A 22,603-nucleotide genomic window follows, 5' to 3' on the forward strand; every position below is an offset into this window, starting at 1 on the left:
GCCGTCGCGCAACGATGCTAGACTTGACGTTTCGATAACTATCCTGAAGAGGAGGGGTGATGCGCCACTTGTTGCAGGCATTGCAAGCGTTGCGCGCGTTGCGCGCGTTGCAAGCGGTGGCGGCCGGCGGTGCCGCGTTCGTGTTCGCCCAGGCGGCCGGCGCGGACGCGCTGTCGGACAGCCTGCACGTCGTGCACCTGGAGCGCGGCGCCGATCTTTCCGTCATCGCCAGCAAACAGGCCGGCGCCACGCCCACCGTGGCCGTGCTGCTGTTCGCCGGGTATCCGGGCATCCTGAACATCCGTACCGAGAACGGCGCGCTGGCCTATGACCTGAAGGGTAATTTCCTGATCCGCGCGCGCCGCCACCTTGCCGATGCGGACATCTTCACGGTGATGGTCGATTGCCCGAGCGACGAGCGGGGCGACTGCGGCGACGCGTACCGGGCTTCGGCGCGGCATGCGGCCGACGTGGCGGCCGTTGCCGCGCTGGCCCGGCGCGAGCCGGGTGCACGACAGGTGTACGTGGCCGGCACCAGCTACGGCACGGTGTCGACGGCTTATCTGGCGCGTTCGTTGAAGGGCGTGCTCGATGGCGCGATCCACACGGCCACGTTCACCGATCCGCAGACGGGCCGCAATGCTCACGGCGCCGCACTGGCATCGTTCGACTGGTCGCGCGGCCAGGTGCCGCAGCTGTTCGTGCATCACCGCGACGATCCGTGCGCGCTGACGCGCTATGCGTCCATCGTGCAGCGCAAGGGCACGATCCCCCTGGTCACGGTAACGGGCAGCGTGAACCCGCACGGCGATGCATGCCAGGCGTACACCGAGCATGGCTTCGTCGGCCGCGAGCAGGCCGTGATGCGGGCGATCGCCGCGTGGGTGATGCGGCGGGAGGTGAGCGATGTGGGTGGCGGGCAGGTCAGCGGCGGGAAGGCCAGCGGCGCGCAGGCTGGGGATGCGGCGGCGCGGGACGGGCAAGCCATCGGCGACTGAGCGCCGTCCGCTCGGATGCCGTGCCCGGATCAGCCACGGCTGCCCGGACAGCGCGCCCGAATCGCGGCGGCTCGGCGGGCGCTGGGCTCAACGGGCGTTGCGGCGGCGCGCAGCCCAGCCGACCAGCGCGAGGCCGGCGCCGAACATCGCATACGTTGCCGGTTCCGGGACGGGCGAAATGGCCATCGCCGTCACGACCGGCTGCGCGCCGGTGGCCGTGTAGCGCGTGAAGCTGAAGTGGTTGTCGATGGCGATTGCGCTGTCCTGCGCCGTCGCCAGCATGCCGGCCGCCGTGTTCAGCACGGCCTTCGACAGCTCGCTGCCGTTGCCCGCCGTGCCGAACGCCAGGCTGCCGGAGGTCAGGCTGCCGTTGTCCTTGTACAGCTCCCACAGTGCCAGCTGGAAGCCGAGCGCCGTGGCGGCCGGCGAGGCCGTCGACAGCGTCGGGTAGTACACGGAGAACAGGCGCTGCACCGACTTGTTGTCGGCGAAGCCGGCGAACGCGCTGCCCGTCAGGCCTTCCCGGTTCGTCATCGGCGTGACCGGTTCGATGCAGAACGCCAGCGCGTTGTAGGCGCCTTCCGTGACGGTCCATTCCGGCACCGTGATCGACGTGCTGCCGCGGCCGAAGTTCGCCGTCGTGAACAGCAGCTTGCCCGTGACGGAGTTGACGGTGGCTGCGTGCGCGGCGGCGCAGGTGACGCAGGAGGCGGTAAGGATGGCGGCGCCAACGAGGGCGCGCAGGGTGGTGATCGATTTCATCGTCGGTTCTTTCAGATTGTTGTGCAGGGGTGCGGCATTCATTGGGCGGCCTGGCCGATCAGCGTGGCCATCGACGTGACTTCCATGCCGGCGGCGGCAACGTCGGCCGCGGCCACGTTGAAGTACACGTCCGTCATCGCGACCGTGTGGCCGGCGACGGTGGCGCTGCTGCGCTCCAGGTGCAGGTTGCCGTTCGCGTCGAGGAACGGCAGTTCTTCGAAGGCCACGGCCAGCGACGTGACGCCGGCCTGCGCCAGCGAGATCAGCTCGCCGGCATCGGTGATGCCGTTGCTGTTGGCGTCACGCCAAAGGGTGAGTGCGCCAAATTGCGCGTCGTGCGCGTCGACGTGGCCGTCGCCATTGCTGTCGAACGAAGCCAGCTTGGCGAAGCCGCTGCCCTTGCTGGCGCCGCCGAACAGTTCGCCGATGCCGTCGATCGTGCCGTTGCCGTTCGCGTCGATCGCAAGGAACGCGTCGCCGGACGACAGCCAGCCGGTGCGGATCGCATTGCCCGTGCCGAGCAGGTCGAACTTGCCCGTGAAGTCGGCGCGGGCGATCGTGTGGATGCCGTCGCCATCGAGGTCCAGCGCGATCGGCGTGATCGCCGCGTCCCAGCTCATGTCGTTCTCGCCGGAGGACAGGAACGTCGCATCCGTCTGCGTCAGGCCCACCTTGCTGATACCGTCGCCCTTGACGTCGCTGTCGATCTGGTCGTTGCTGCCGGTGTTCTTCACACCCCACTTCCAGTCGTTCATCGCGTAGGTATAGCCTTTCGCGTCCGTGAACGAGACATTGGTCTTGTCGAACTTCAGGTAGTAGCTGCCCGGGTCCAGGTCCTTGAACAGGTAGCTGCCCTTCGCATCCGTCGTCGTCGTGCCGAGCAGCGCGCCCGTGCCGGCGTTGTACAGCATGACCTTGATCTTGCCGATGCCTTCCTCGCCCGTGTCCTGCACGCCGTTGTGGTTCGCGTCGCGCCATACCTTGTCGCCGATGCTGGCCTTGCGGTACAGGCCCGCGTCGATGGACGTGGCCACCTCGCCGGCGGCGAGCTTGAACGTGCCGCTCGTCGCGGTAGTCGTCGTGCCGACGTTGCTGAAGTCGGAGTCGTAGCTGTCGTAGCTGTTGTAGCCGACATTCGCCTTCGTCGTGTAGTAACCCGACGGGCGCACCACCTCGACGCTGTAGCTGCCGGCCGCGAGCTTGCCGAACTCGTAGCTGCCGTCCGCCGCCGTCACCGTGCTGGCCTTCAGCACGTGGTTGGCATCGTACAGCCGCACCGTGACGCCGCCGATGCCCGCTTCGCCGCAATCCTGCAAGCCGTCGTAATCGCTGTCTTCCCAGACGGTGCTGTGGATACGGGCCGCCTGGGCGACGCCAGCGTCGATCGTGTTGTTGGTCTCGCCCGAGAGGAGGACGACCTTCTGCGACAGGCCGTTCGCGTCGATGTCCGAATCGCGCGTGTCGTCCGTGCCCGCGTCGCGCTGCGTGATCACATAGCCGGACGGCAGTGCCGATTTATCGAACTGCACGCTGTAGGTGCCGGGCTTCAGGCCCGTGAAGGCGTACTGGCCGTTGCAGTCGGTGGCGGTGGCGGCCACCGCCTTGCCGTCCTTGTCCAGCAGCGTGACCTTGACGCCGCCGATGCCGCTCTCGCCGCTGTCCTGAATGCCGTCGCCGTCGCAGTCGAACCAGACGCGGTTGCCCAGCGTGGCCGTGCGGTACGCTCCCGCGTCGGCCGCATCGACGGTCTGGCCGCCGCGTACGGTGAACAGCGCGGAGGCGCCAGAGGCGTCGACGTCGCTGTCGATCGCATCGTTGGCGCCGGCGTTGGTCGACGTGAACTGGAAGCCGGCCGGTTTGTCGACGCGCACCGTGTAGTCGCCCGCGGCGGCCGAGAACTTGTAATTGCCTTGCGCATCCGTCGTCGTCGTGGCGACGATGACGCCTTTCGTGTCGACGAGGCGGACCTTGGTGCCGGCGATGCCGGTTTCGCCCGCGTCCTGCACGCCGTTGCCGTTGCGGTCTTCCCAGACGGTGCTGGCCACCGTGCCGATCGGCGCGAAGGCGGCCGCCTGCAGCGTGGCCTGCTGGCCGGAGGCGAGCGTCAATTTGGCGCTGGCGCCTGCGGCGTCGAGGTCGGTGCCGGTGGCGCGGAACGTGTAGCCCGCGGGCAGGCTGGCGGCGTCGAACTTCAGGCTGTAGCTGCCCGGCTGCAGGCCCGCGAAGGAGAGGTTGCCTTGCGCGTCCGTGACGCTGGTGGCGACCGTGTTGCCGGCCGCGTCCAGCAGTGCCGCCTTCACGCTGGCGATGCCGGCTTCACCCGCGTCGCGCTGGCCGTTGCCGTTGGCGTCGTTCCACAGCGTGGTCGAGATACCGGCGGCGCGGTACATGCCCGCGTCGGCGCTGTCGTTGACATCGCCCTTGGCGACCGTGAACGTGTCCGAGATGCCGTTGGCATTGACGTCGCTGTCGGCGGCGGCATCGCTGCCGGCGCCCTTGGCCGTCATCGTGTAGCCGGCCGGCGCGGTGACGCCGATCGTGTACGTGCCGCTGCCCGCTTCGAACTGGTAGTGGCCGGATGCGTCGGTGGTCGTCGTCTGGACCGTCGCGCCGGTGCTGTCGCGCAGCACCACCGTGACGCCGCCGATGCCGGCTTCGCCGCGGTCCTGGATGCCGTTGCCGTTCGCGTCTTCCCACACGGTGTCGCCGATGCGGGCCAGTTGCGGGGCGCCCGTCGATGGGGGCAGGGAGCCGCCGGTGCCGGTGTCGCCACCGCCAGTGGCGGGCGGCTGTCCGCTGCCAGGATCGGTGGGGGGCGGAGCAGGGGTGGGAGCAGGGGCAGGCACCTTGAACGTCAGGTAGTTCATTGTCACGCTGGTGTCCTGCGCGCCGGTGCCGGTCGTGCCGCCGTTGTCGCGTACGTGGAAGCCCATTTCGACAAGCCCGCCGGATGCGGCGTCCGGCACGAAGCTGAGGTGGCCCGCTTCGATGTCGGCCACCGCGACTTCCGTGCCTGCGGACACTGGGGCGCCGTTCAACATGATGGTGCCGGCGGCCGGCAGCGTCGTCACGATGACGGATTGGAAGGCGTTGCCTTCGACGGCGTCGTGGAAGCCGAATGCGTCCTTCGTCAGCACGACCGCATCGCGCGTGGCGAGATCGAAGGCGTGATCGGTGCCGGTCGGAGCGTCGTTGACGGGATCGACGACGACGCGCAGCTCCAGCGTCACCAGGTCGCCGTTGTCGCCGGCGACGACCAGCTGGTACGTCGTGAACTGGCCGTTGTAATCCTGTTGCCATGCGCCGGGGCGCACGTACAGCGTCTGGGCATCCGCCATGCCGATCAGCGGTGTATTGCCGTCGGCGTACTCGCCGTCGGGCATCTCGGTGATCAATTCGCTGACGGACAGCGTGGCAGGGGTCGTGTAGCCGGCTTGCGCCAGCACGTCGCGCAGCGCCAACGAGACGTTGCTGTCTTCGTCGACGTGGATCGTGCTGGTCAGGAAAATATCGCTCATGTTTGCTCAGTACTCAAAAGTTCCAATGCCTTGCCTGCATCTCGTGAATGCTCGGCGGCGGACGGGGGATTGGCCCTTGGACGCGGTACAGGATCTGGGTACGGCTTCAATCAGGCTGTGAATTTCGGTCAGACTTTCTTGATGCAAGACTGACATGTTTGATGTCAGTTCGACACAAGAGTTGGCAAGTGTACAGCAGTTGAGCTAAATCAGTAACAAAAATTAATATATGTGAACGTACTGCAACGTGTGTAGTTGCGATGGCAACGGCTGGCGGGGTTTTAGGGGGCGCGCTACAGGGAAGGCCGGCGGGCTTGCCCTTGACGAAACGCTATCCGCCCGGCATGATGCGGCGCTTTTTTCCGTCTACGCATAGCTCACCGATGGCACTACTTACCGTAACCGAAGCTGCGCGGCTGTCCCGGCGCAGCCGCACGTCGATCTACCGCGACCTCGAGAAAGGACGCCTGGACAAGGTGTTCACGGCCGATGGCTCGCTGAAGATCGATTCGGCGGAACTGGTGCGGGCTTATGGGCCGTTGGGGTCGTTTGGGGGCGGCACGCAGGCCGCCTCAACGTCCGCGGCGCGGGCCGGGGCTTCGGCGGCGGCGACCGATGATGCGATACGGGCCGTGTTGCAGCAGGTTGGGCAGCCGGGCGTGTCGCTGGCCGCCACGCCTGTCATAGTCGCTCCGCCTGTCGAGCAGCCGGGTGGCGATGCCGTGGAGCTGGCTGTGTTGCGGGAGCGGTTGGCTGCTTGCGAGCATCGGATTGCGTTGCTGGAGCGGATTGCGCAGCTCGAGAAGGCTGCGCGGCTGGCCGCGGATGCGAGCTGGCGGGAGCGGATGCAGGCGAAGGATGAGGTGATTGCGACGCTGTCCAATGCGCTGTCCAGTGAGAAGCCGTGGCCGGCTTGGCATGGGCGGAGTGATGGGGTGAAGCGGGCGATTAACTGATTGATTGGCGTCGCGCGGCGTTTCGCTGGCTTGTTGGTCGATGTGGCCGGCGGTCGGCGCCGGTTGTTTGCTGGTGGTGCGCTGGTGTTCGGTTCGGCAGGGCTTGTTGGCTGATGTGGCCCGGCGGTCGGCGCCGGGGCGATGGCTGGTGGTGGGCTGACGTTGGGCTTGGCAGGGCTATGTTGCTGCCGTGGCCCGGCGGTTGGCGCCGGGGTCTTGGCTTATGGAGCGCTGGCGTTCGGTTTGGCAGGGCTTGTCGGCTGACGTGGCCCGGCGGTCGGCGCCGGGGTGTTGGCTAGTGGTCTGCTGACGTACGGTTCGGCAGGGCTTGTTGGCTGCTGTGGCCCGGAGGTCGGCGCCGGGGCGGTGGCCCGTGGCGCGCGGGCGTTGGGCTGGCGGGATGAGGTATGCAAGCGGCGGCGACGCGGCGGTGACGGCGTGGTTGGGCTTGCAGCGTTTGCTGATGAACGGGCCGATTTGGCTGTTCCGATTGAGCTGACGTGGCCCGTCGGGTCGCAACCGTCACGCGCTGCGGGCAACCGATGGGTTGACGCAAGCTGGCCGCGACTGGTGCCGCACGTGATGACTGGGTACCTCGGTTTACAAAGCGGCTGAGGCTGCTGATGCGGCAAACGCGCCGCCTTTTCCGATTGCCATGCGATGCGCGACTCCAGGTCCAGGCACTGAGGGTGCGGGTGACCCCCTCGGCGCCGTATTGGAGAAGTTCTCCACTTTTGCTGCCTTTCTCTAGAATCCTCTTCTGTTCTCTCTTTGCTTCTCCGCTCTTGTTTGTGCGCCGCTGTGCGGAGGGGATTCGAGCAGCGTAGAGAACGAAAGAGAAAATGCGTCCGCAAACGGAGAAAATTCCAAATAAGGAATTTTATTTTCTGTCACGCAAGGCGCCGCGATGGCTGAGTCACCCCCGAAATTTCGCCAGATCCGCCCGAACTTTCTCGCTGCTGTCGAGTCAAACAAAGAACAGTACTGATTTGGCATGCAGCGCGCCGCACAACGCGCAGAGCACCGGATGAGTGCCGGGCACCGCGCGTGCACCGAGTATGCACCGCACGTGCACCGGATATGCACCCGAACATGTACCGGATATGCACCCGAACATGTACCGGATATGCACCCGAACATGCACCGACCATGCACCCAACAGCGGAGGAAGCAAGCGTGAACGGCATCGTCACCGTGGGGCTGCCCGCCCAGGTTCTGTTGAAGCTGGCGCGGTATTTCGAGCAGCGGGAGGAAGCCGTGGATCTCGGCGCCGCGCTTGGGGACATCGTCGAGACGTGGCTTGCGGACCGCGAACGGGCCGGCGCGCTGGCTGAGCGGGTGGGGATGGCCGAGGGGGACGTCCCGCGCGGCTACCACTGGAAGGAGCTGTTCCTGCCGCATGGCACCCGGTTGCGGCTTTACCTGCGGGGGCCGGACGATTATGCGCAGGTCGTCGGCGACCAGCTGTTGTTCCAGGGGGAGCCTACCTCGCCCAACCAGTTCGTCCGCATGTTCCGGTACATCCCGTGCAATGCGTGGGACAACGTCGTGCTGCTGTTTCCCGGCGAGCGGCACTGGGTGCGGGCGAAGCATCTGCGGCGCAGTCATGCGGGGCCGCGCGATCGGCGGGGGAGGGCCGTCAGTAAATCTCCGGCACGATGATCTCCGGCGGCACCGGACGGCGGACGTAGTCCTCGTGGTACTCGCGCTCCGGCAGCGCGATCGATGGGCGGTCCACTTCCTCGTACGGGATCTGGTCCAGCAGGTGGTGAATGCAGTTCAGGCGCGCCCGTTTCTTGTCCACGCCTTGCACGATCCACCATTTGGCCTCGGGGATGTGGGTGCGTTCGAGCATGATTTCCTTGGCCTTCGTGTATTCCTCCCAGCGGCGGCGCGATTCCAGGTCCATTGGGCTCAGCTTCCATTGCTTCAGCGGGTCGTGGATGCGCGACAGGAAGCGGGCGTTCTGTTCTTCGTCGGAGATCGAGAACCAGTACTTGATCAGCTGGATGCCGGAGCGCACCAGCATCCGCTCGAACTCGGGCACCGTCTGGAAGAATTCCTCGTATTGCTCGTCCGTGCAGAAGCCCATCACGCGTTCGACGCCGGCCCGGTTGTACCAGCTGCGGTCGAACAGCACGATCTCGCCGGCGGCGGGCAGGTGCGGGACGTAGCGCTGGAAATACCATTGCGTGCGTTCGCGGTCGTTGGGGGCGGGCAGCGCGGCGACGCGGCAGACGCGCGGGTTCAGCCGCTGCACGATGCGCTTGATGGCGCCGCCCTTGCCGGCCGCGTCGCGGCCTTCGAACAGGATCACCACCTTGTGGCCCGTGTGGACCACCCAGTCCTGCAGCTTCACGAGCTCCGCCTGCAGGCGGAACAGCTCTCGGAAGTACATGCGCCGCGCTTCCTTTTCCTCGTCGCTGCGGGCGTGCGGCGGCAGCAGCGTGTCCGGGTCGAGGTCGCGGTCGTCCAGCTCCAGTTCCAGTTCCTCGTCGTAGCTGTCGGCAATGTCGCGGCCAATACGCTCGAGCATTTCCGGCGGCAGCGCGTTGGGGTGGGGGTGTGGGTGCGGGTCCAGGGTCGTCATGCGCGGCACTATACCGGCCGCTTGTGACACGGCCATGACGGGTTTTTATTGCAGTATGGGAAAAACTCGTGCGAGCCGGCGGGAAGTAGTCCGACACGCCAGCAGGAAACACGCCCACGCCGACCTGTACGGTACGCCCGTAAGCTGCAAGCAGGTCAACTCTGGAGAGAACGATGAGCGAACACGCTGGCAGCTCCGCCCTCGAACTGTGGGGCGGCCTTGAATGCACGGTGAACCGTGTGTCGGACCAATATTTCAGCCAGATGGAGCGCAACGGGCACCGCGACCGCGTCGACGACGTCGACCGGTTCGCATCGCTCGGCATCCGCGCGGTCCGTTATCCGGTGCTGTGGGAGTGCACCGCGCCGGGCGATATCGACGAGGCCGACTGGTCGTGGAGCGATGAGAGGCTGGCGCGGCTGCGCGATCTCGGCGTCGAACCGATCGCCGGGCTCGTTCACCATGGCAGCGGGCCGCGGCATACGAGTCTCGTGTCGCCGTGCTTCGCGGACAAGCTCGCCGAGTACGCCGGTGCGGTCGCGCGGCGCTACCCGTGGCTGACGTATTACACGCCCGTCAACGAGCCGCTGACGACTGCGCGGTTCTCCGGGCTGTCCGGCGTTTGGTATCCCCATGCGACATCCGAGGCCGCCTTCGTGCGTGCGCTGCTGAACCAGTGCCGGGCTACCGTGCTGGCCATGCGGGCGATCCGTGCCGTGAATCCGGACGCGAAGCTCGTGCAGACGGACGACTTGAGCCGCACCTACGGCACGCGGGAAATGGGCAAGCTGGTCGACTTCTTCAACGAGCGGCGCTGGCTGTCGTGGGACCTGTTGTGCGGCATGGTGGGGCCCGGGCACGCGCTGTGGGGCTTCCTACTGCAGTCCGCCGCCAGCGAGGACGAGCTGCGCTGGTTCCGCGAGAACCCGTGCCCGCCGGACATCATCGGCGTCAATTACTACATCACCAGCGAGCGCTGGCTTGATCACCGCGTCGACCGGTTCCCGGCCAGTCACGTGCACGAGTACAACGGCTGGCGGCATGCCGACATGGAAACGGCGCGCGTGCTGGCCAATCCCACGCCCGGCATCGGCCCGTTGCTGGCCGAGGTATGGGAGCGCTACAAACTGCCGATCGCGATCACCGAGGCGCATATCGATGCGAACCGCGAAGACCAGCTGCGCTGGCTGCGCGAGATCTGGCAGGCGGCCCAGGCGCAGCGCGACGCGGGGGCGGACGTGCGTGCCGTCACCGTGTGGGCGCTGCTGGGGTCGTATGACTGGAACTGCCTCGTCACCGCCTGCCATGGCTATTACGAGCCGGGGCCGTTCGACGTGCGCGGCGCGGCGCCGCGGCCGACGGCGCTGGCCCGGATGATGCGCAAGCTCTCCAGCGGGCAGCCGCTGGAGCATCCGGTGCTGCAGGGCAGCGGCTGGTGGCATCGGCCGGGGCGTTTCCTGTGCCGGCCCGTTGCCGCCGCCGGCGTGGCGGCCTCGCTGGCGGAGCGCCAGCAGGCGCGGGCGCCGATGCCGCCGATCCTGATCGCGGGTGCGAGCGGTGCGCTGGCGCGGGCGTTCGCGGCGCGCTGCAATGCGCGGAACCTGCCGTGCGTGCTGGCCGGGCGCGATACGATGGATGCGACCGACCCGGAGGCCGTCGAGCGGATGATCCGGCAGCACCGGCCATGGGCCATCGTCAACGCGGCCGGGGCGCGGCCGCCGTTGCCGGGGCCTGCCGATGCGGCGGCGCGTGACGCCGATTATGACGCGCATATCCGTGGCGCCGTCGTGCTGGCGCTGGCGGCGGCGCGCCATGGGCTGCCGTACCAGATGTTCTCCAGCCCCGCCGTGCTGGCCGGCGTGACGGGTGTGCGGGATGAAAGCGCGGCACCCGCACCGGTGGATGCGTTCGGGCGCTGCCAGGCCGAGGCCGAGCGGCGTACGCGGCTCGCCAATCCGCGCGCGCTGATTGTCCGCAGCGGGCACTTCTTCGGCGCCGATGGCGACGTGGGCTTGCTGGGCCGTGCGCTGGCCGCACTGCGCGAGGGCGAGCCTGTCGCGGTGCCGGCCGACCTGACGCTGGCGCCGACGTATCTGCCGGACCTCGTCGATGCGTGCCTGGACCTGGCCGTCGACGGCGAGCAGGGCGTCTGGCACCTGTACAACGATTCCGGGGTGGCTGCCGCCGATCTGGTGGCGCGGGCTGCCGGCTTGCTCGATCTGGGCACGATGCTGGTGGCGCCGGAGGAAGTGCCGGCACCGGTGCTGGCGACGCGGCGCGGTGCGCTGCTGCCGTCGCTCGATTACGCGCTGGCCCGCTTTGCCGCCGCCACCCAGGCTGCGAACGTCGAGCGGCGTGAGGCACCGCGGGCCGGGCGCGGCTGACCCGTGCCGGCGGGAGGCATCACGCGCCGATTGGGCAGGTCCCGCCGCCTACAGGGCGGCTTATCGCTCGCCCACTCTTTGCCCGCTTCCGCACGCCTCCCGCTGCCCGCCCTCGGGCGGTACCGCGGACCTTCAACTGCCGTGCCCGTCACCAACGCGGCCTCGTGCCGAAGCACTAAACATGTAGATCATTTGCATGTTAAAGCCGGGAGCGCTACACTGTTGCTGTCGAGCATGAATGGAGCAGTAGATGAACATCGATAAATTCAAGCACCAGCACACGGCGATCTACGACAGCATCGCGCGCCTGCGCGCGCTGACGCACGAGGGCATCGCCGTCAATGCGCACGAGATCGCGCGTCAGATCGTGGCGATGAGCGGCGCGATCAAGCTGCATCTGGCGGTGGAGGACGGCACGCTGTACCCTGCGCTGGCGGGCGGCACGGATCGCCGCCTGGCGCGCATGGGTGGGCAATACCAGCAGGAGATGACCGGCATCGTCGGCGACTACCTCGCGTTTGCCCAGCGGTGGAACCTTGCCACGCACGTCGCCGCGCAGCCGGAGTCCTTCCGCGCGGACGCGAACCGCGTGCTGCGTGCGCTGTTTCAGCGTATGCGGCGCGAGGAAAACGAGTTCTATCCGGCCGTGGCCGCACTGGTCGAGGCGGCCTGACAGGAGGCCCCGCGGGGCCGTCCTGTGCCGCCGGTGCCGCCGTCCTCGTCCGCGCGGCCCTGGCTAGCCTGCGCGCCGCGCCCGCAGCGCGCCAGCGCCGGCCAGCACTGCACAGCCCAGCAGCGTCATCGCATACGTGCCTGGTTCCGGTACCGCCGTCACCGAGACCGACGTTTGCTGGCCGTACGCCCCGAGCGTTCCCACTTGCACGAACACGTCCTCATAGATGATGTAGACGCCGCCATCGATCCGCGTCTGCAGCACGTCCGGTGTTGCGAAGGCCATGGGTTCGATGATGTCGCTGAACGGCAGCAGGCCGGGCGCCAGGTGGATCGTGTGCGACAGCGAGGCGCTGTTGCCAACGGAGTGGGGCAGCAACTCGGCATACATCTCCAGCACCTCGTAGGGCGCGCCGCTCCTGCCCGCGGCGTGCGAGAGGCGCACATAACGATCCTGCTGGATGGTGGTATACACGACGCCGCCGACTTCCAGGTCCACGCGCACGGAGGCATCGGAGTCAGACCACCACTTGCTCGTGGGGCCGGAATGGTCGGCGACCGGATCCGTCAGTGTCGCGATCATCCGCATCGTGTAGGGCACCTGACCGCCGCTCGCGGGGCCCGCCTCGTCGAACATGCCGTCCATCTGGAAATAACCTGTCCCACTGGTCTGCATCGTGATCTGAAACATGGCGGCATTCGCGTGGCCCGCCATCGCCAGGGGCAGCACTGCGGCCAGTACTGCCTTGCCCATAATCGCTCCGATCCGAACTGAACACATGTCTCCTCCTGTTGGGTTGAAGTTTGAAAATGCGCACCAATAGCGCGTGCGGCGGCATGCCTGCGCCATCGGGTGCGCAAAATACCCACACCGGCGCGCTGCGACGCCCGCCGGCGGGTCAGGCCTATGCAGCCCGGTTACGTGATTCGTCCGCAGCGCGCGCCCGCAGCGCGCCCGCGCCGGCCAGCACTGCACAGCCCAGCAGCGTCATCGCATACGTGCCTGGTTCCGGTACCGCCACCAGCGTGTACGAGAAGTTTTGCGGCGTCGCGATCGCGCTGCCGAGCTGGTGGGAGAAGACGTCGTCGCTGTAGTAGATGCCCGCTTCGACCCAGCCGCGCAGGATGTCCGGTGAGGACAGTGCGACCGGGGTCATCGTGGCATCGAATGGCAGCAGGCCCTGGGGCAGGGCGATCGCCTGCGACAGCGAAGCCGAGTTTCCCGTGCTGTACGGGCGCAGGTCGACATACAGGTTCAGCACGTTGTAGGCTGCGCCCCCGACGTCGGCGTGATAGTCGAGCATCACATAGCGGTTCGTCTGCGCGAGCTGGTAATGTACGCCGCCGACTTCCAGGTCCACCTGCACCGATGCGTCGTTGTCCTGCCATGCGGTGCGGTTCGCGGAGGAATGGAGCAGTGCCGGATCGGAGAGCGTGGTCGTGGTGCGCAGCGTGTAAGGCAGGTCGTGCCCTTCCGGGCCCGCCGTCGTGAACATGCCGTCGAGGTCGAACAGGCCGGTACCGCTGCTCTGCGTGGTGATCTGGAACGACGCCGCCGCCGCGGTGCCCATCAAGGCGAGCGACAGCGCCGCGGTCAGTGCCGCCTTGCCGAGTGCCGCGCCAATTTTTGATGACATGTTTTCTCCTTTGGTTGTGATAAATCTTTTCTCGATCGTCACGAGCGCGCGGCCATCCGCAAGCGCGCCTGCGCTACTTGGCGCGCCACGTCGTCGAACAGCCGCGGTGCTCGGGCCGCGCAGGCAGCGCGTTCCTGCGCGATGCGGGCGCGGTTGTCCGCCAGCGTGTGCAGGTCCAGCGGCTGGCCGAATGCCGGCGCCGCGCCGCCGCTGCCCAGCAGGCGTGCCATCATCGTGTCGCCCAGCGCGGGTTTGAAGTGGCCCGCTTCCCAGTACCAGCGGGTGGCGTTCCGGCTGCCCGGCGCGGGAATCGGTTCGCACTGGATCGGGCCAAAGCCCGAGAAGTCGACCACGCGGATGCGCGCGCGCGGGTGGCGGCGCCGCGCCGCTTCGGCTTCCGTGACGAGCAGTTCCTTCCACGCCTCGAAGCGGGGCCACAGCCTGGCCTGTTCGAACAGTGCCAGCAACTGCGCGTGGTATGGATAGATCACGACGTCGACGGCGACGTCGGCACGGCCGGCCGCCGCCGCGTCCAGCAGTGCGGCCAGCTGGCCGTGCACGGCGGCCACGTCGAGACCGCCATCCGCCGTGGCCGCGAGCTTGCGGGTGTTTTCCGCGGCGCGCTGCCCGAACAACGCGGCATAGCCCTCCAGCGCGGCAATGCGGTGGTACTGGCGCAGCGGGTTGTGGCCGCGCAGCGTGGCGCTCGCCCCATCCGCGTCGTGCTGCAGCGCCACCGTGGCGAGCGCGTCGCGCAACGACGCGAACGAATACAGCGCGTCGGCTTGCCACAGCCGCTCGCGCCAGCCGGGTTCGTGCGCCGGCAGCGGTTGCGGCAGCGTTACCTGCCGTACTGGCGTGGCCGTCAGCGCGTCGACGAATTCGGCGCCGGCAATGATGTGGCGCGGCGCGATGCCGGCCCGGTTCAGCTGGCGCAACTGGTCGATGGCCATCTCCATGCTAGTGCCGGCCAGCGCGAGATTGAACGCGCCGCTGCCGGCCAGCGCCGGGCCGTCCGGGTCGACGCCCGCTTCCATCCGCGAGTTGCCGGTGATGACGAGCTCGGGCCGCACCCGCTCGGCGCGGGCCAGGCGGATCTCGTTGCGGTAGCGTTCCACCGGCGGCTTGAGCCGGTTGATGCCGGGGACGTCGGCCAGCGCATACAGCCCGTAGGGATCGACCAGCAGCACGAAGGCAGCCACGGCCAGGCTCGCGGCGAGCATCGTGCCGAAGAGCCAGCGCAGGTAGCTCCGGGCCGCGTCCATGTCAGAACTGGAAGTACAGGAAATCGGCGGGACGGTTCAAGCCCAGGACGCAGAACACGGCGAGCGTCCCGAACGCCACCGCGTGGCCGCGCGACGGCCGCCAGGCCAGCCGGGTGCCGCCTGCTGCCGCGTCCAGCGCGGGGCCGAAGCGCTGCATGATCCGCTGCGTGTTCGGCGCGCCGAAGGCGATCGCGCCAGCGAACGCTACCCACGCCCACGTCTCCACGAAGCGCGCCGTGCCGCCCTGGTACCAGCCGATGCCGACGTGTTCGGCGAACGGCCGCAGCGCGCCCAGGTGCGCGCCCAGCGTGGCCGGCAGCTGCACGCCGTTGGCGCCGCCCATGCCGGCAAGGATCGGCAGCGCGGTGGCCAGGTCCGGCGCACGGAAGAACACCCACGCGACGCAGACGGCGGCGAATGTCAGCGCCCAGCCGGACAGTTTGCCGGCCCGCCCGCCGCGCCAGCCGAAGCGCACGGTGCCGGCTTGCCACAGCTGGGCAACGACGAGATAGGCCCCGTGCAGGCCGCCCCAGATGACGAAGTTCCAGCCGGCGCCGTGCCACAGGCCGCCCAGCAGCATCGTGATCATCAGGTTCGCGGCGCGCCGCAACGGGCCATGGCGGTTGCCGCCCAGCGGGATGTACAGGTAATCGCGCAGGAAGCGCGACAGCGTCATGTGCCAGCGCCGCCAGAATTCGCCGATCGAGGCTGCCTGGTACGGCGAATCGAAGTTCAGCGGCAGCCGCACGCCGAACAGGCGCGACAGGCCGATCGCCATGTCGGAATAGCCGGAAAAATCGAAGTACAGCTGGAATGCATACGCCAGCACGCCGCCCCATGCGACCAGCAGCGAAGGTTCTTCCGGCGCGGCGAACAGCGCGTTCGCATACGGCGCGAGATTGTCCGCCAACAGCACCTTCTTGGCGAGGCCGATGACGAAGATCGTCGCGCCGACGGCGAAGTGCTCGGCATTCGGCCAGCGGTTTTTCGGGTCGGCAAACTGCGGCATCATCTCGCCGTGGTGCAGCACGGGCCCGGCCACCAGGTGCGGGAAGTAGGTGACGAACAGCAGGTAGTGCAGGAAGCGGGTTTCCGTCACGCGGCCGCGCGCCGTGTCGACGAGGAAGGCGATCTGCGTGAACGTGAAGAACGAGATCCCGATCGGCAGCACCACGTGCAGCGCGCTCACGTGCCACCCCGTGGCTTGCGCCAGGCTAGCCGCGAAGAAGCCGGCGTACTTGTACCAGCCCAGCAGCGCGAGGTTCGCGATCACCGCCGCGGTCAGCCAGCGTTTGCGGCCCGCACCTTGTGCGGCGCGGATGCGCAACGAACACGCGTAGTTGCCGGCGATCGAAGCCAGCAGCAACGGCAGATAGCGCACGTCCCACCATGCGTAGAAGAACAGCGACGCGAGGGCCAGCACGAGATTGCCGTATTCGCGACCGCGCGCGGCCGCGGCGAAATAGGCGAGCAGCACGGCAGGCAGGAATGCGAACAGGAAGGTGTACGAGTTGAACAGCATCGGCCTGCGGTGTCACAAGGGTTGCTCGAGAGCGTACAGACTTGCCCAACTGTTGTCTATAAGGCATTTATTCGCGTTGTGCGGCGGCGACACGCGCGTCGCAAGTCCCTATAAAAATCAAGGGCTTACAACCGTAAGATAACCGTAAGGTCAAGCCGCGCCCGGCTGGGTAGAGTGGATTCCGGCGCCACGTTGCGCCAGCCGAACAGCTCACCGATGGGACCGAATATGAACAGCAATGCATCCGCATCCGCCGCCACCTCGCTGGCCGGCGATCAACGCTGGCAAGCCGTGCAGCACGTGTTGACCAGCTCCACCTTTGCGAAGGCTCCGCGCATGAGCGCGCTGCTGTCGTTCCTGATGTTGAGGAAGCTCTCCGGCATGGAGGACACGATCACCGAATATGCGATCGGTATCGAGGTATTCCGGCGCGATGCGCGCGATTACGACACGACCATCGATCCGGTGGTACGGGTGCAGATGGGCCGCTTGCGCGAGCGGCTGGCCCAGTACTATGCGGGGCCCGGCGTGGCCGGCACGCCGCGTATCGCCATCCCGCCGGGCAGCTATGTGCCGGTGGTGACGGTGGGGGAGTGCCGCGTCGCCGGGGACGTTGCCGCCACGGCGGCCCACCTGCGGCTCGCGCCACTGCGCACGCTCGCGCAGGTGGGCGGGGCGGAGGTATTCGTGTCCGGCCTGGAAGAGGAGCTGGCGCTGCGGCTGTTCCAGCGCTTTCCGCCGCGGCGGGCCGCGCCGGCCGAGTACCGTGTCGAAGTGAGCGTGCGGCTGGAACCGGGGCACGCGCGCGCGTCGATCCGGCTGATCGACGCGGGCACGGAAGCGCTCGTGTGGTTGCGCCAGCGCGACCGCCGCGGCGCGCTCGACATGCAGTTGCAGGAGGCGCTGGCGGCCGACATCTGCGACGAGCTGCGCGATTATTTCACGGCTGCGCTGCCGGCGTCGGACGTGATGTCGTCGTCTTTTTTCGGCGAATTGGAATTGCCTTCCTGAGGATCGTCGCTGAACGGCTTCTTCGTGATGGTGTTATAGAAGTTCAGCCGGAACTTATAGCTGATGTCGCCCTCGATCGTTACCGTCAGCGACAATTGATTCTTGGCGATCAGGAAAGCGGGCGCCGGATTGGCGTCGGCCGGGGTGACGCTGACCAGTGTCCATCCCTTCAATCCGGTCGGGTAATCGAGGGCGAACAGCGTGTCGAACGGCGTCGGCGCGTCGATGATGCACGCCTCCATCTGCGAAATGAAGTGGTTCGACGGATCGACCCACGAATAATATGCGCGCAGCTCCCCATTGTCGTCGTAGTCCAGCGAGACGAGGACCGGCACTTGCGATTTAGCGTCTGACATTCGGTTTTCCCTATCGTTTTGAAATGAACTGCAAATAGGCGGAATCGCGATAGCCGATTTTCCGCAGGCGTTCCAGCGGGGGATTGGCAGCGTCGGGAGTCCGCAGGCATGACAGCACGCGCAGCCATGGATCGAGAATCTCGAAGTTCATCGTACCCGTGGTGCTCGAATCAATGATGCCATGGGCTTGTCGGCAAGTCATTATCGATGTGGCCATTTTATTTTGCGCCTGTTGTATCGCGGCCGTCAGGAGCAGCGCCTTCACCAGCGAGATCCGTACGTCGGCGCTGGCCGGTTGCGCGGCGTGCAGCCGGCGCAATTGCGCCAGCGCGGCGGCGGCTTCCGCGTCGGCGGCGGCCGCGTCGCCGGCGGCCAGCAGCGCGGCGCCGAGGCGTGTGCGCGCCACGGCGGCCACGCGCGCCCAGCGGGCATTGGCGGGATCGCGCGCCGCCAGCGCCTGCAGCCGGTCCCTGACCTCGCGCAGCGCGGCCAGCGGTGTGCCGGCGCCCCGGCGCACCGACAGGGCCAGCAATTCCTGGTCGAGGTCGGCCAGCTCCGCTTGCCAGACATGGTTGGCGGGGTCGCGCGCGGCGATCGGCGCGAGCAGCGCCTTCGCCCTGGAGAGGTCGGCATGGGCGCGTGCGTCGTCGCCTTGCGCCATCGCCAGCGTGGCGCGGTGGTACAGCGCCCGCACGTGGCGCTGCGCCCACAGCGGCTCGTCCGGGTAGCGCGCGGACAGCCTGCCGATGAACGCCATCTCGCGCTGGTACAGCTCACCGGCCGCATCCAGCTCGCCCAGCGCCTGGCGCGCCGCGGCCAGCCACGAGTAGCTGTCGGCCAGTTCGGCGATCAGCATCTTTGAATCGGGCGTGCGCGCCAGCGCGCGCTCCTTCAATGCGATCGACGCGGCGAATTCCGGGGCGGCCTGGTCCGGCCGGCCACCGGCATGCGCCAGCGAACCGAGGTTGTTGTGGGCATAGGACTGTTCGATCCACCACTCGACGTTGTCGGGCTCCAGCGCGTGCAGCATGTCGCTGTAGCGCAGGTAGAGGCGCCACGCCGCCTCGGCGGCCGGCAGGTCGTGGTGGTCCTTGTTCAGCTGCCCGACCCAGTATGCGTTGACGCCCAGGTTGCTGAGCACCTGCACGTCGCGCGGGTTCGCCTGGTGCTGCCGCATCAGGATGGCATTGGCCTTGTCCAGCGCGTCGAGCGCCTGGGCCGCATTGCCGCGCGCGCGGCTCGCTTCGCCGATCACCTGCAGCGCCTTCGCGCGCAGCGTCAGGCCGGCGGGACCCAGTTCGCTGTCGCGCGAACCGCGCAGGTATTGCAGCGCCTTGCCGCTGACGCTTTCCAGCAGATCGAGCTTGCCGAGGGGGCGCAGCTTGTCGGCGAAGTCGCCCAGCATGAAGTCCATCAGGCCTTCGACCTCGGCGCGGCGGGCCTCGGCGGCCAGTTTGGCGCGGTAGGCGTTCAACGCCAGCGCCGAGTTCAGGATCGCGAGCACGATGATCAGCACGAGTGCCGACACGCGCAGCCACTGGAAGCGGCGGGCATGGCGATCCGACAGCCGGATCAGGTCCCGTTCGATCGGCGCGAGCGACCACAGGTTCGCATCCTGCAGGTCGCGTGCCTCGTTCAGGGGTTTGCCGCGCGGGATCAGCAGGTCGGCCGGGCGGCCGTCGGCATGCCAGCGCGCCGCCTGCTGGGCCAGCCGGGCCCGGGCCCGCAGCGCGTCGCGGTGCGCGGCGATCCATGCGCTCATGCGCGGCCAGCGGCGCAGGATCGCCTCGTGCGCGATGCCGAACACGGGGGTACCGCCGGCCAGGTCGCTGGTGAACAGCCGCGCTTCGACCAGCTCCGCCACGGCCTGGCGCGCGGCATCGCCACGCAGCGCCGACCAGGGGGCGCGCTGGCTCGTCACATGGTCTTCGCCGGCCGACAGCACGGTGACCAGCGACATGATGTGCGGCAGCTCGGCACGCTGCGCATCCGTCAATCCCATCACGACCTGTTCGGCGCGCTGGCCGAGCGCCCCTTCCAGGCCGCCCAGCTCGTGGAAGGCCGCGAAACTCAGTTCGCCCGCGGGCGTGCGCAGCCGGTACAGCTCGTGCAGGCAGTACTGCAGCAGCGGCAGCGCGTCCGGGCTGCGTGCCGCGCTCTCGCACAGCACGTCGTCCAGGCTGACGCCTGACCCGGGCTCGCTGCCGAACGTCAGTTGCGCGGCCGCGGCGGGCTTGCGGATCATCTGCGCGATCTCGGCGAAGGCGGGCGGCGCCAGGTCGACCTTCGCATCGAGCAGCACCGGGTAGTGGGCGATGTTCGGGTAGAAGTCGTTGCGGCACGCCACCACGACGAGGCAGGTGCCGCTGTGCGCCAGCCGCTCCAGCGTGGCGACGAACGCATGGCGCTCCGCCTCGCCCACGCGGTTGGTATTGAACAGCGCCTCGAAGCGGTCGATAAAGATGCCGCAGCGCCGCCCGGCCGGCTGGGCCGCGCGCAGCTGGGCCGCCACGCCGTCGGCATCGTGTTCCAGCCGCTGGCCGAGATGCACGGCATTCTCGTTGTCGAACGCCCACGTGTCGCCCCACTGCAGGTCGAGCAGCGTGCCGGCCAGCGCGCAGAACAGCGTCTGCTCGCCCTGGTCCGCGATGTCGAACGTCGTGGTGCCCAGCAGCGTGCCGTCGCGCATCAGCGCCGGGAACAGGCCGGCGCGCACCAGCGACGTCTTGCCCGAGCCGCTGGGGCCGAGGAGCAGCAGCAGCGCAAGGCCGGTGGCGCTGCGCGCCTGCGCCGCGGCGCTCAGCTTGCGGGTGGCTTCCTCGCGCCCGTAGAACACGTCCGCATGGGTCTCGTCGAACGGCAGCAGGCCGCGAAACGGCGAACCATGCTCCCAGCGGGGCGTGCGGCGGCGCTCGTCCACGTCGAACTGGACCGGCGCCACCGTGCGGTAGCCGCGCTTGCGGATCGTTTCGATGAACACGGGCGTGCCCGCGTCGTCGCCGAGCAGGCGGCGCAGCAGGGCGACGTTCTTGTGCACGGGACTATCGCCGTGCAACGTGCTGCCCCAGCACTGCCGCAGCAGGTCCTCCGCGCTGAGGATCGCGCCATCCGCGCCGCACAAGGCCACCAGCACGTCCATCGTGCGCGGCTCCATCGGGCGCGTGACGGTGCCGTTCGCGATCGTGTTCGTCGAGGGATCGACGAGCCAGTCGCCGAAGCGGAAGCGGGCGGTGGAGAGGCGCGCGCCGCCGGTTCTGGCGGCGGGGGCGGACGGCGCGGCGGGGGCCAGGGTGTCGGTCGACATATTATCTTTCAGGCAATATTCGATCGTATCACCTTTCCGCGCTTCGGGAACCGGGCCGTTGCGCAAGTGGTACCAACGTGGGCACGCGGGAGCGGTTGTTACGTGGACGTTACTTGTGCGCGGCCGAACGCGCGCGCAGCCTCGGAGCAAGCGGTCCCATTCCCGACAATACAGCGGAGGTCCAGATGCCACCCAAGACATTTCCCGTCAACCAGCACGCGCCGGCACGCCAGCGGTCGCCGTTGCCACCACCGCACGCGGCGGCCAGTTCTTCGTCCACCGTGCCGGCAACGGCGTCATCGTCCAGCGCACCGCGGATGAGTCTTGCGGAACGCGTTGCCGCGATGAACCAGGTGGCGGCAGCGAACCGTGCACCGCAAGCGCATGCGTCGCAGCGGGCCGGGACCACTCTCCCACCGAACGTAGCGCAGGCGTATGCGGCCGCTTCCTCATCTTCCTCCGCGTCGGGAAGCCAGCCTGCCTCTTTATCACTGACGACGGCGTCGTCGATCCCGCCGGCCAGGGGCCAGTGGTCCACCAGTGCCTCGTCCAGCAGTGCCTCGTCCAGCAGTGCGTCGTCCAGCAGTGCGTCGTCCACCGCGCGGCCGATGACCCTGGCGGAACGCATGGCGGCGCAGAAGCGGGCTCTGGCCGCAAGCGGCGCGCCGCAGGCGCAAGAAATCCAGCCGGCGCGGTCCGGCCTGCCGCGGGCCGTGTCGCATGCCCATGCCGCGGCATCCTCCTCTTCGTCCTCGTCCTCGTCGTCGTCCTCCGCGAACAGCGCGCCGGAGGTGTTGCGGCGCTCCAGTTCGATGAGCGACACGCATGCGACCACGGGTGGCGGTGTGCGCAGCCGTGCCAGGCTGCAGATCGGTACCACGGTGATCCTCACCGGTGGGTACGTCGCCGTCGACGATGACAAGGCATGCAATTGCCTGGCGCTGCTGAACCGCACGGCGAGTAGCAGTAGCAGTGCGCAAGCGCATGTCCCGCCAGGCGACCGGGCCTGGCAAAGGACGGGGAAAGAGTTCGACGACGAGCGCAAGAAGCCCGGGGAGGTGAATCGGGCGAACGACGCGGAACGCTATGTCATTCGCGATGCCATGCGCGATTTCCCTCCGGCCCTTGCGCAAATGAGCCCCCGCGAGCAGGCCTCGGTGGAGTTTCACGGTAATTGGGGCCCGTGCGACAAGTGCAAGAGAAAGATCGGCTCGTTCGTCGCAAAGATCTGTGGGCATATGTACAGCGATACCACGCTCGAAGTCCACGTCTACTACCGCGTGCCGCGCGACGAAGCGCCGCCAGGGAGCAACTACGGGTATCTGGATGAGAGCCTGCAGGTCGTGTACGGCGACCCGCAGGATCGGCTGATCGGAATGCGGATTACACCCGTGGGCGGCAGTCGTGGGACGCTTGCGCGCCCGGTAGCGCAAAACGCGGCTGCGGCGACCACCGCTGCAGCGGCGACCACCGCGGCAGCGGCGCAGCCGCAGTAACCTGCCGGCGCTGCCGCATGGCGGCACGCCGCGCAGTGTCGCCTTCAGTGTTGATCCGCCGTTACGGCCGCTGTTACAGCCGCTGTTACTTGTGTTGCCCCGGCGCGCTGCGGACAATCGCCCCGGGCCGGC

Annotated in this window: 17 protein-coding genes; 7 read left to right on the top strand and 10 right to left on the bottom strand. The window is 68.0% G+C overall.

Annotation, left to right across the window (positions count from 1 at the left end):
* Positions 1–59 precede the first annotated feature (59 nt).
* Positions 60–998, top strand: coding sequence for an alpha/beta hydrolase (locus IP92_RS24240; protein ID WP_199271863.1), 939 nt, complete (start codon positions 60–62; stop codon positions 996–998).
* 87 nt (positions 999–1,085) lie between these two features.
* On the opposite strand, the gene IP92_RS24245 is transcribed toward IP92_RS24240, so the two are convergent.
* Together IP92_RS24245 and IP92_RS24250 are read right to left on the bottom strand one after the other, a co-directional pair.
* A complete protein-coding gene (locus tag IP92_RS24245; RefSeq protein ID WP_229418948.1) occupies positions 1,086–1,760 on the bottom strand; it encodes a PEP-CTERM sorting domain-containing protein in 675 nt (224 codons plus the stop codon).
* A gap of 38 nt (positions 1,761–1,798) precedes the next feature.
* A complete protein-coding gene (locus IP92_RS24250) occupies positions 1,799–5,278 on the bottom strand; it encodes an SdrD B-like domain-containing protein (protein WP_145880111.1) in 3,480 nt (1,159 codons plus the stop codon).
* Positions 5,279–5,661: 383 nt separating this feature from the next.
* On the opposite strand from IP92_RS24250, the gene IP92_RS24255 reads away from it, so the two are divergent.
* Both IP92_RS24255 and IP92_RS24260 read left to right on the top strand, forming a co-directional pair.
* The gene (locus IP92_RS24255) at positions 5,662–6,234 is read left to right on the top strand and encodes a hypothetical protein (RefSeq protein ID WP_145880113.1); all 573 of its coding nucleotides are present in this window, start codon (positions 5,662–5,664) and stop codon (positions 6,232–6,234) included.
* A 1,176-nt stretch (positions 6,235–7,410) separates the two neighbouring features.
* Positions 7,411–7,896, top strand: a complete 486-nt coding sequence (locus IP92_RS24260) for a hypothetical protein (RefSeq protein WP_145880115.1) — start codon at positions 7,411–7,413, stop codon at positions 7,894–7,896.
* Here IP92_RS24260 and ppk2 read toward each other — a convergent pair.
* Positions 7,874–8,770 carry a polyphosphate kinase 2 gene (gene ppk2 / locus IP92_RS24265; RefSeq protein ID WP_371860976.1) on the bottom strand — a complete coding sequence of 299 codons (897 nt, stop codon included), beginning with the start codon at positions 8,768–8,770 and terminating at the stop codon, positions 7,874–7,876. The two genes, IP92_RS24260 and ppk2, sit on opposite strands and share 23 nt — an antisense overlap.
* A gap of 227 nt (positions 8,771–8,997) precedes the next feature.
* Between ppk2 and IP92_RS24270 the strand changes: the two genes are divergently transcribed.
* Both IP92_RS24270 and IP92_RS24275 read left to right on the top strand, forming a co-directional pair.
* Positions 8,998–11,208 carry a family 1 glycosylhydrolase gene (locus IP92_RS24270; RefSeq protein ID WP_145880119.1) on the top strand — a complete coding sequence of 737 codons (2,211 nt, stop codon included), beginning with the start codon at positions 8,998–9,000 and terminating at the stop codon, positions 11,206–11,208.
* Between the two features lie 250 nt (positions 11,209–11,458).
* Positions 11,459–11,881 (top strand): hemerythrin domain-containing protein, encoded by a 423-nt coding sequence (locus tag IP92_RS24275; RefSeq protein WP_145880122.1) that lies wholly within the window; start codon positions 11,459–11,461, stop codon positions 11,879–11,881.
* A gap of 63 nt (positions 11,882–11,944) precedes the next feature.
* On the opposite strand, the gene IP92_RS24280 is transcribed toward IP92_RS24275, so the two are convergent.
* From IP92_RS24280 to IP92_RS24295, 4 genes are all read right to left on the bottom strand, one after another.
* Complete coding sequence (locus IP92_RS24280) at positions 11,945–12,634, bottom strand: PEP-CTERM sorting domain-containing protein (RefSeq protein WP_158206867.1); 690 nt, start codon at positions 12,632–12,634, stop codon at positions 11,945–11,947.
* A gap of 151 nt (positions 12,635–12,785) precedes the next feature.
* A complete protein-coding gene (locus IP92_RS24285; RefSeq protein ID WP_145880126.1) occupies positions 12,786–13,517 on the bottom strand; it encodes a PEP-CTERM sorting domain-containing protein in 732 nt (243 codons plus the stop codon).
* Positions 13,518–13,555: 38 nt separating this feature from the next.
* Positions 13,556–14,782: a hypothetical protein gene (locus IP92_RS24290; RefSeq protein ID WP_145880128.1), complete on the bottom strand. Its 1,227-nt coding sequence runs from the start codon at positions 14,780–14,782 to the stop codon at positions 13,556–13,558.
* A 1-nt stretch (position 14,783) separates the two neighbouring features.
* Positions 14,784–16,304, bottom strand: a complete 1,521-nt coding sequence (locus IP92_RS24295; RefSeq protein ID WP_145880131.1) for an MBOAT family O-acyltransferase — start codon at positions 16,302–16,304, stop codon at positions 14,784–14,786.
* 228 nt (positions 16,305–16,532) lie between these two features.
* Here IP92_RS24295 and IP92_RS24300 point away from each other — a divergent pair, with 228 nt between their 5' ends.
* Positions 16,533–17,315 carry a hypothetical protein gene (locus IP92_RS24300; protein ID WP_229418949.1) on the top strand — a complete coding sequence of 261 codons (783 nt, stop codon included), beginning with the start codon at positions 16,533–16,535 and terminating at the stop codon, positions 17,313–17,315.
* Here IP92_RS24300 and IP92_RS24305 read toward each other — a convergent pair.
* The 3 genes from IP92_RS24305 to IP92_RS24315 all read right to left on the bottom strand — a co-directional run bounded on the left by IP92_RS24305 (position 17,240) and on the right by IP92_RS24315 (position 21,798).
* Complete coding sequence (locus IP92_RS24305) at positions 17,240–17,671, bottom strand: hypothetical protein (RefSeq protein ID WP_145880133.1); 432 nt, start codon at positions 17,669–17,671, stop codon at positions 17,240–17,242. The genes IP92_RS24300 and IP92_RS24305 overlap by 76 nt on opposite strands.
* Before the next feature lie 10 nt (positions 17,672–17,681).
* Positions 17,682–20,975 (bottom strand): nSTAND1 domain-containing NTPase, encoded by a 3,294-nt coding sequence (locus tag IP92_RS24310; protein ID WP_229418950.1) that lies wholly within the window; start codon positions 20,973–20,975, stop codon positions 17,682–17,684.
* Between the two features lie 109 nt (positions 20,976–21,084).
* Positions 21,085–21,798, bottom strand: coding sequence for a hypothetical protein (locus IP92_RS24315; protein ID WP_145880135.1), 714 nt, complete (start codon positions 21,796–21,798; stop codon positions 21,085–21,087).
* On the opposite strand from IP92_RS24315, the gene IP92_RS24320 reads away from it, so the two are divergent.
* Positions 21,788–22,471 carry a hypothetical protein gene (locus tag IP92_RS24320; protein WP_145880138.1) on the top strand — a complete coding sequence of 228 codons (684 nt, stop codon included), beginning with the start codon at positions 21,788–21,790 and terminating at the stop codon, positions 22,469–22,471. The two genes, IP92_RS24315 and IP92_RS24320, sit on opposite strands and share 11 nt — an antisense overlap.
* Positions 22,472–22,603 lie beyond the last annotated feature (132 nt).

The sequence above is a fragment of the Pseudoduganella flava genome, assembly GCF_007830495.1.
Lineage (GTDB): Bacteria > Pseudomonadota > Gammaproteobacteria > Burkholderiales > Burkholderiaceae_D > Rugamonas > Rugamonas flava.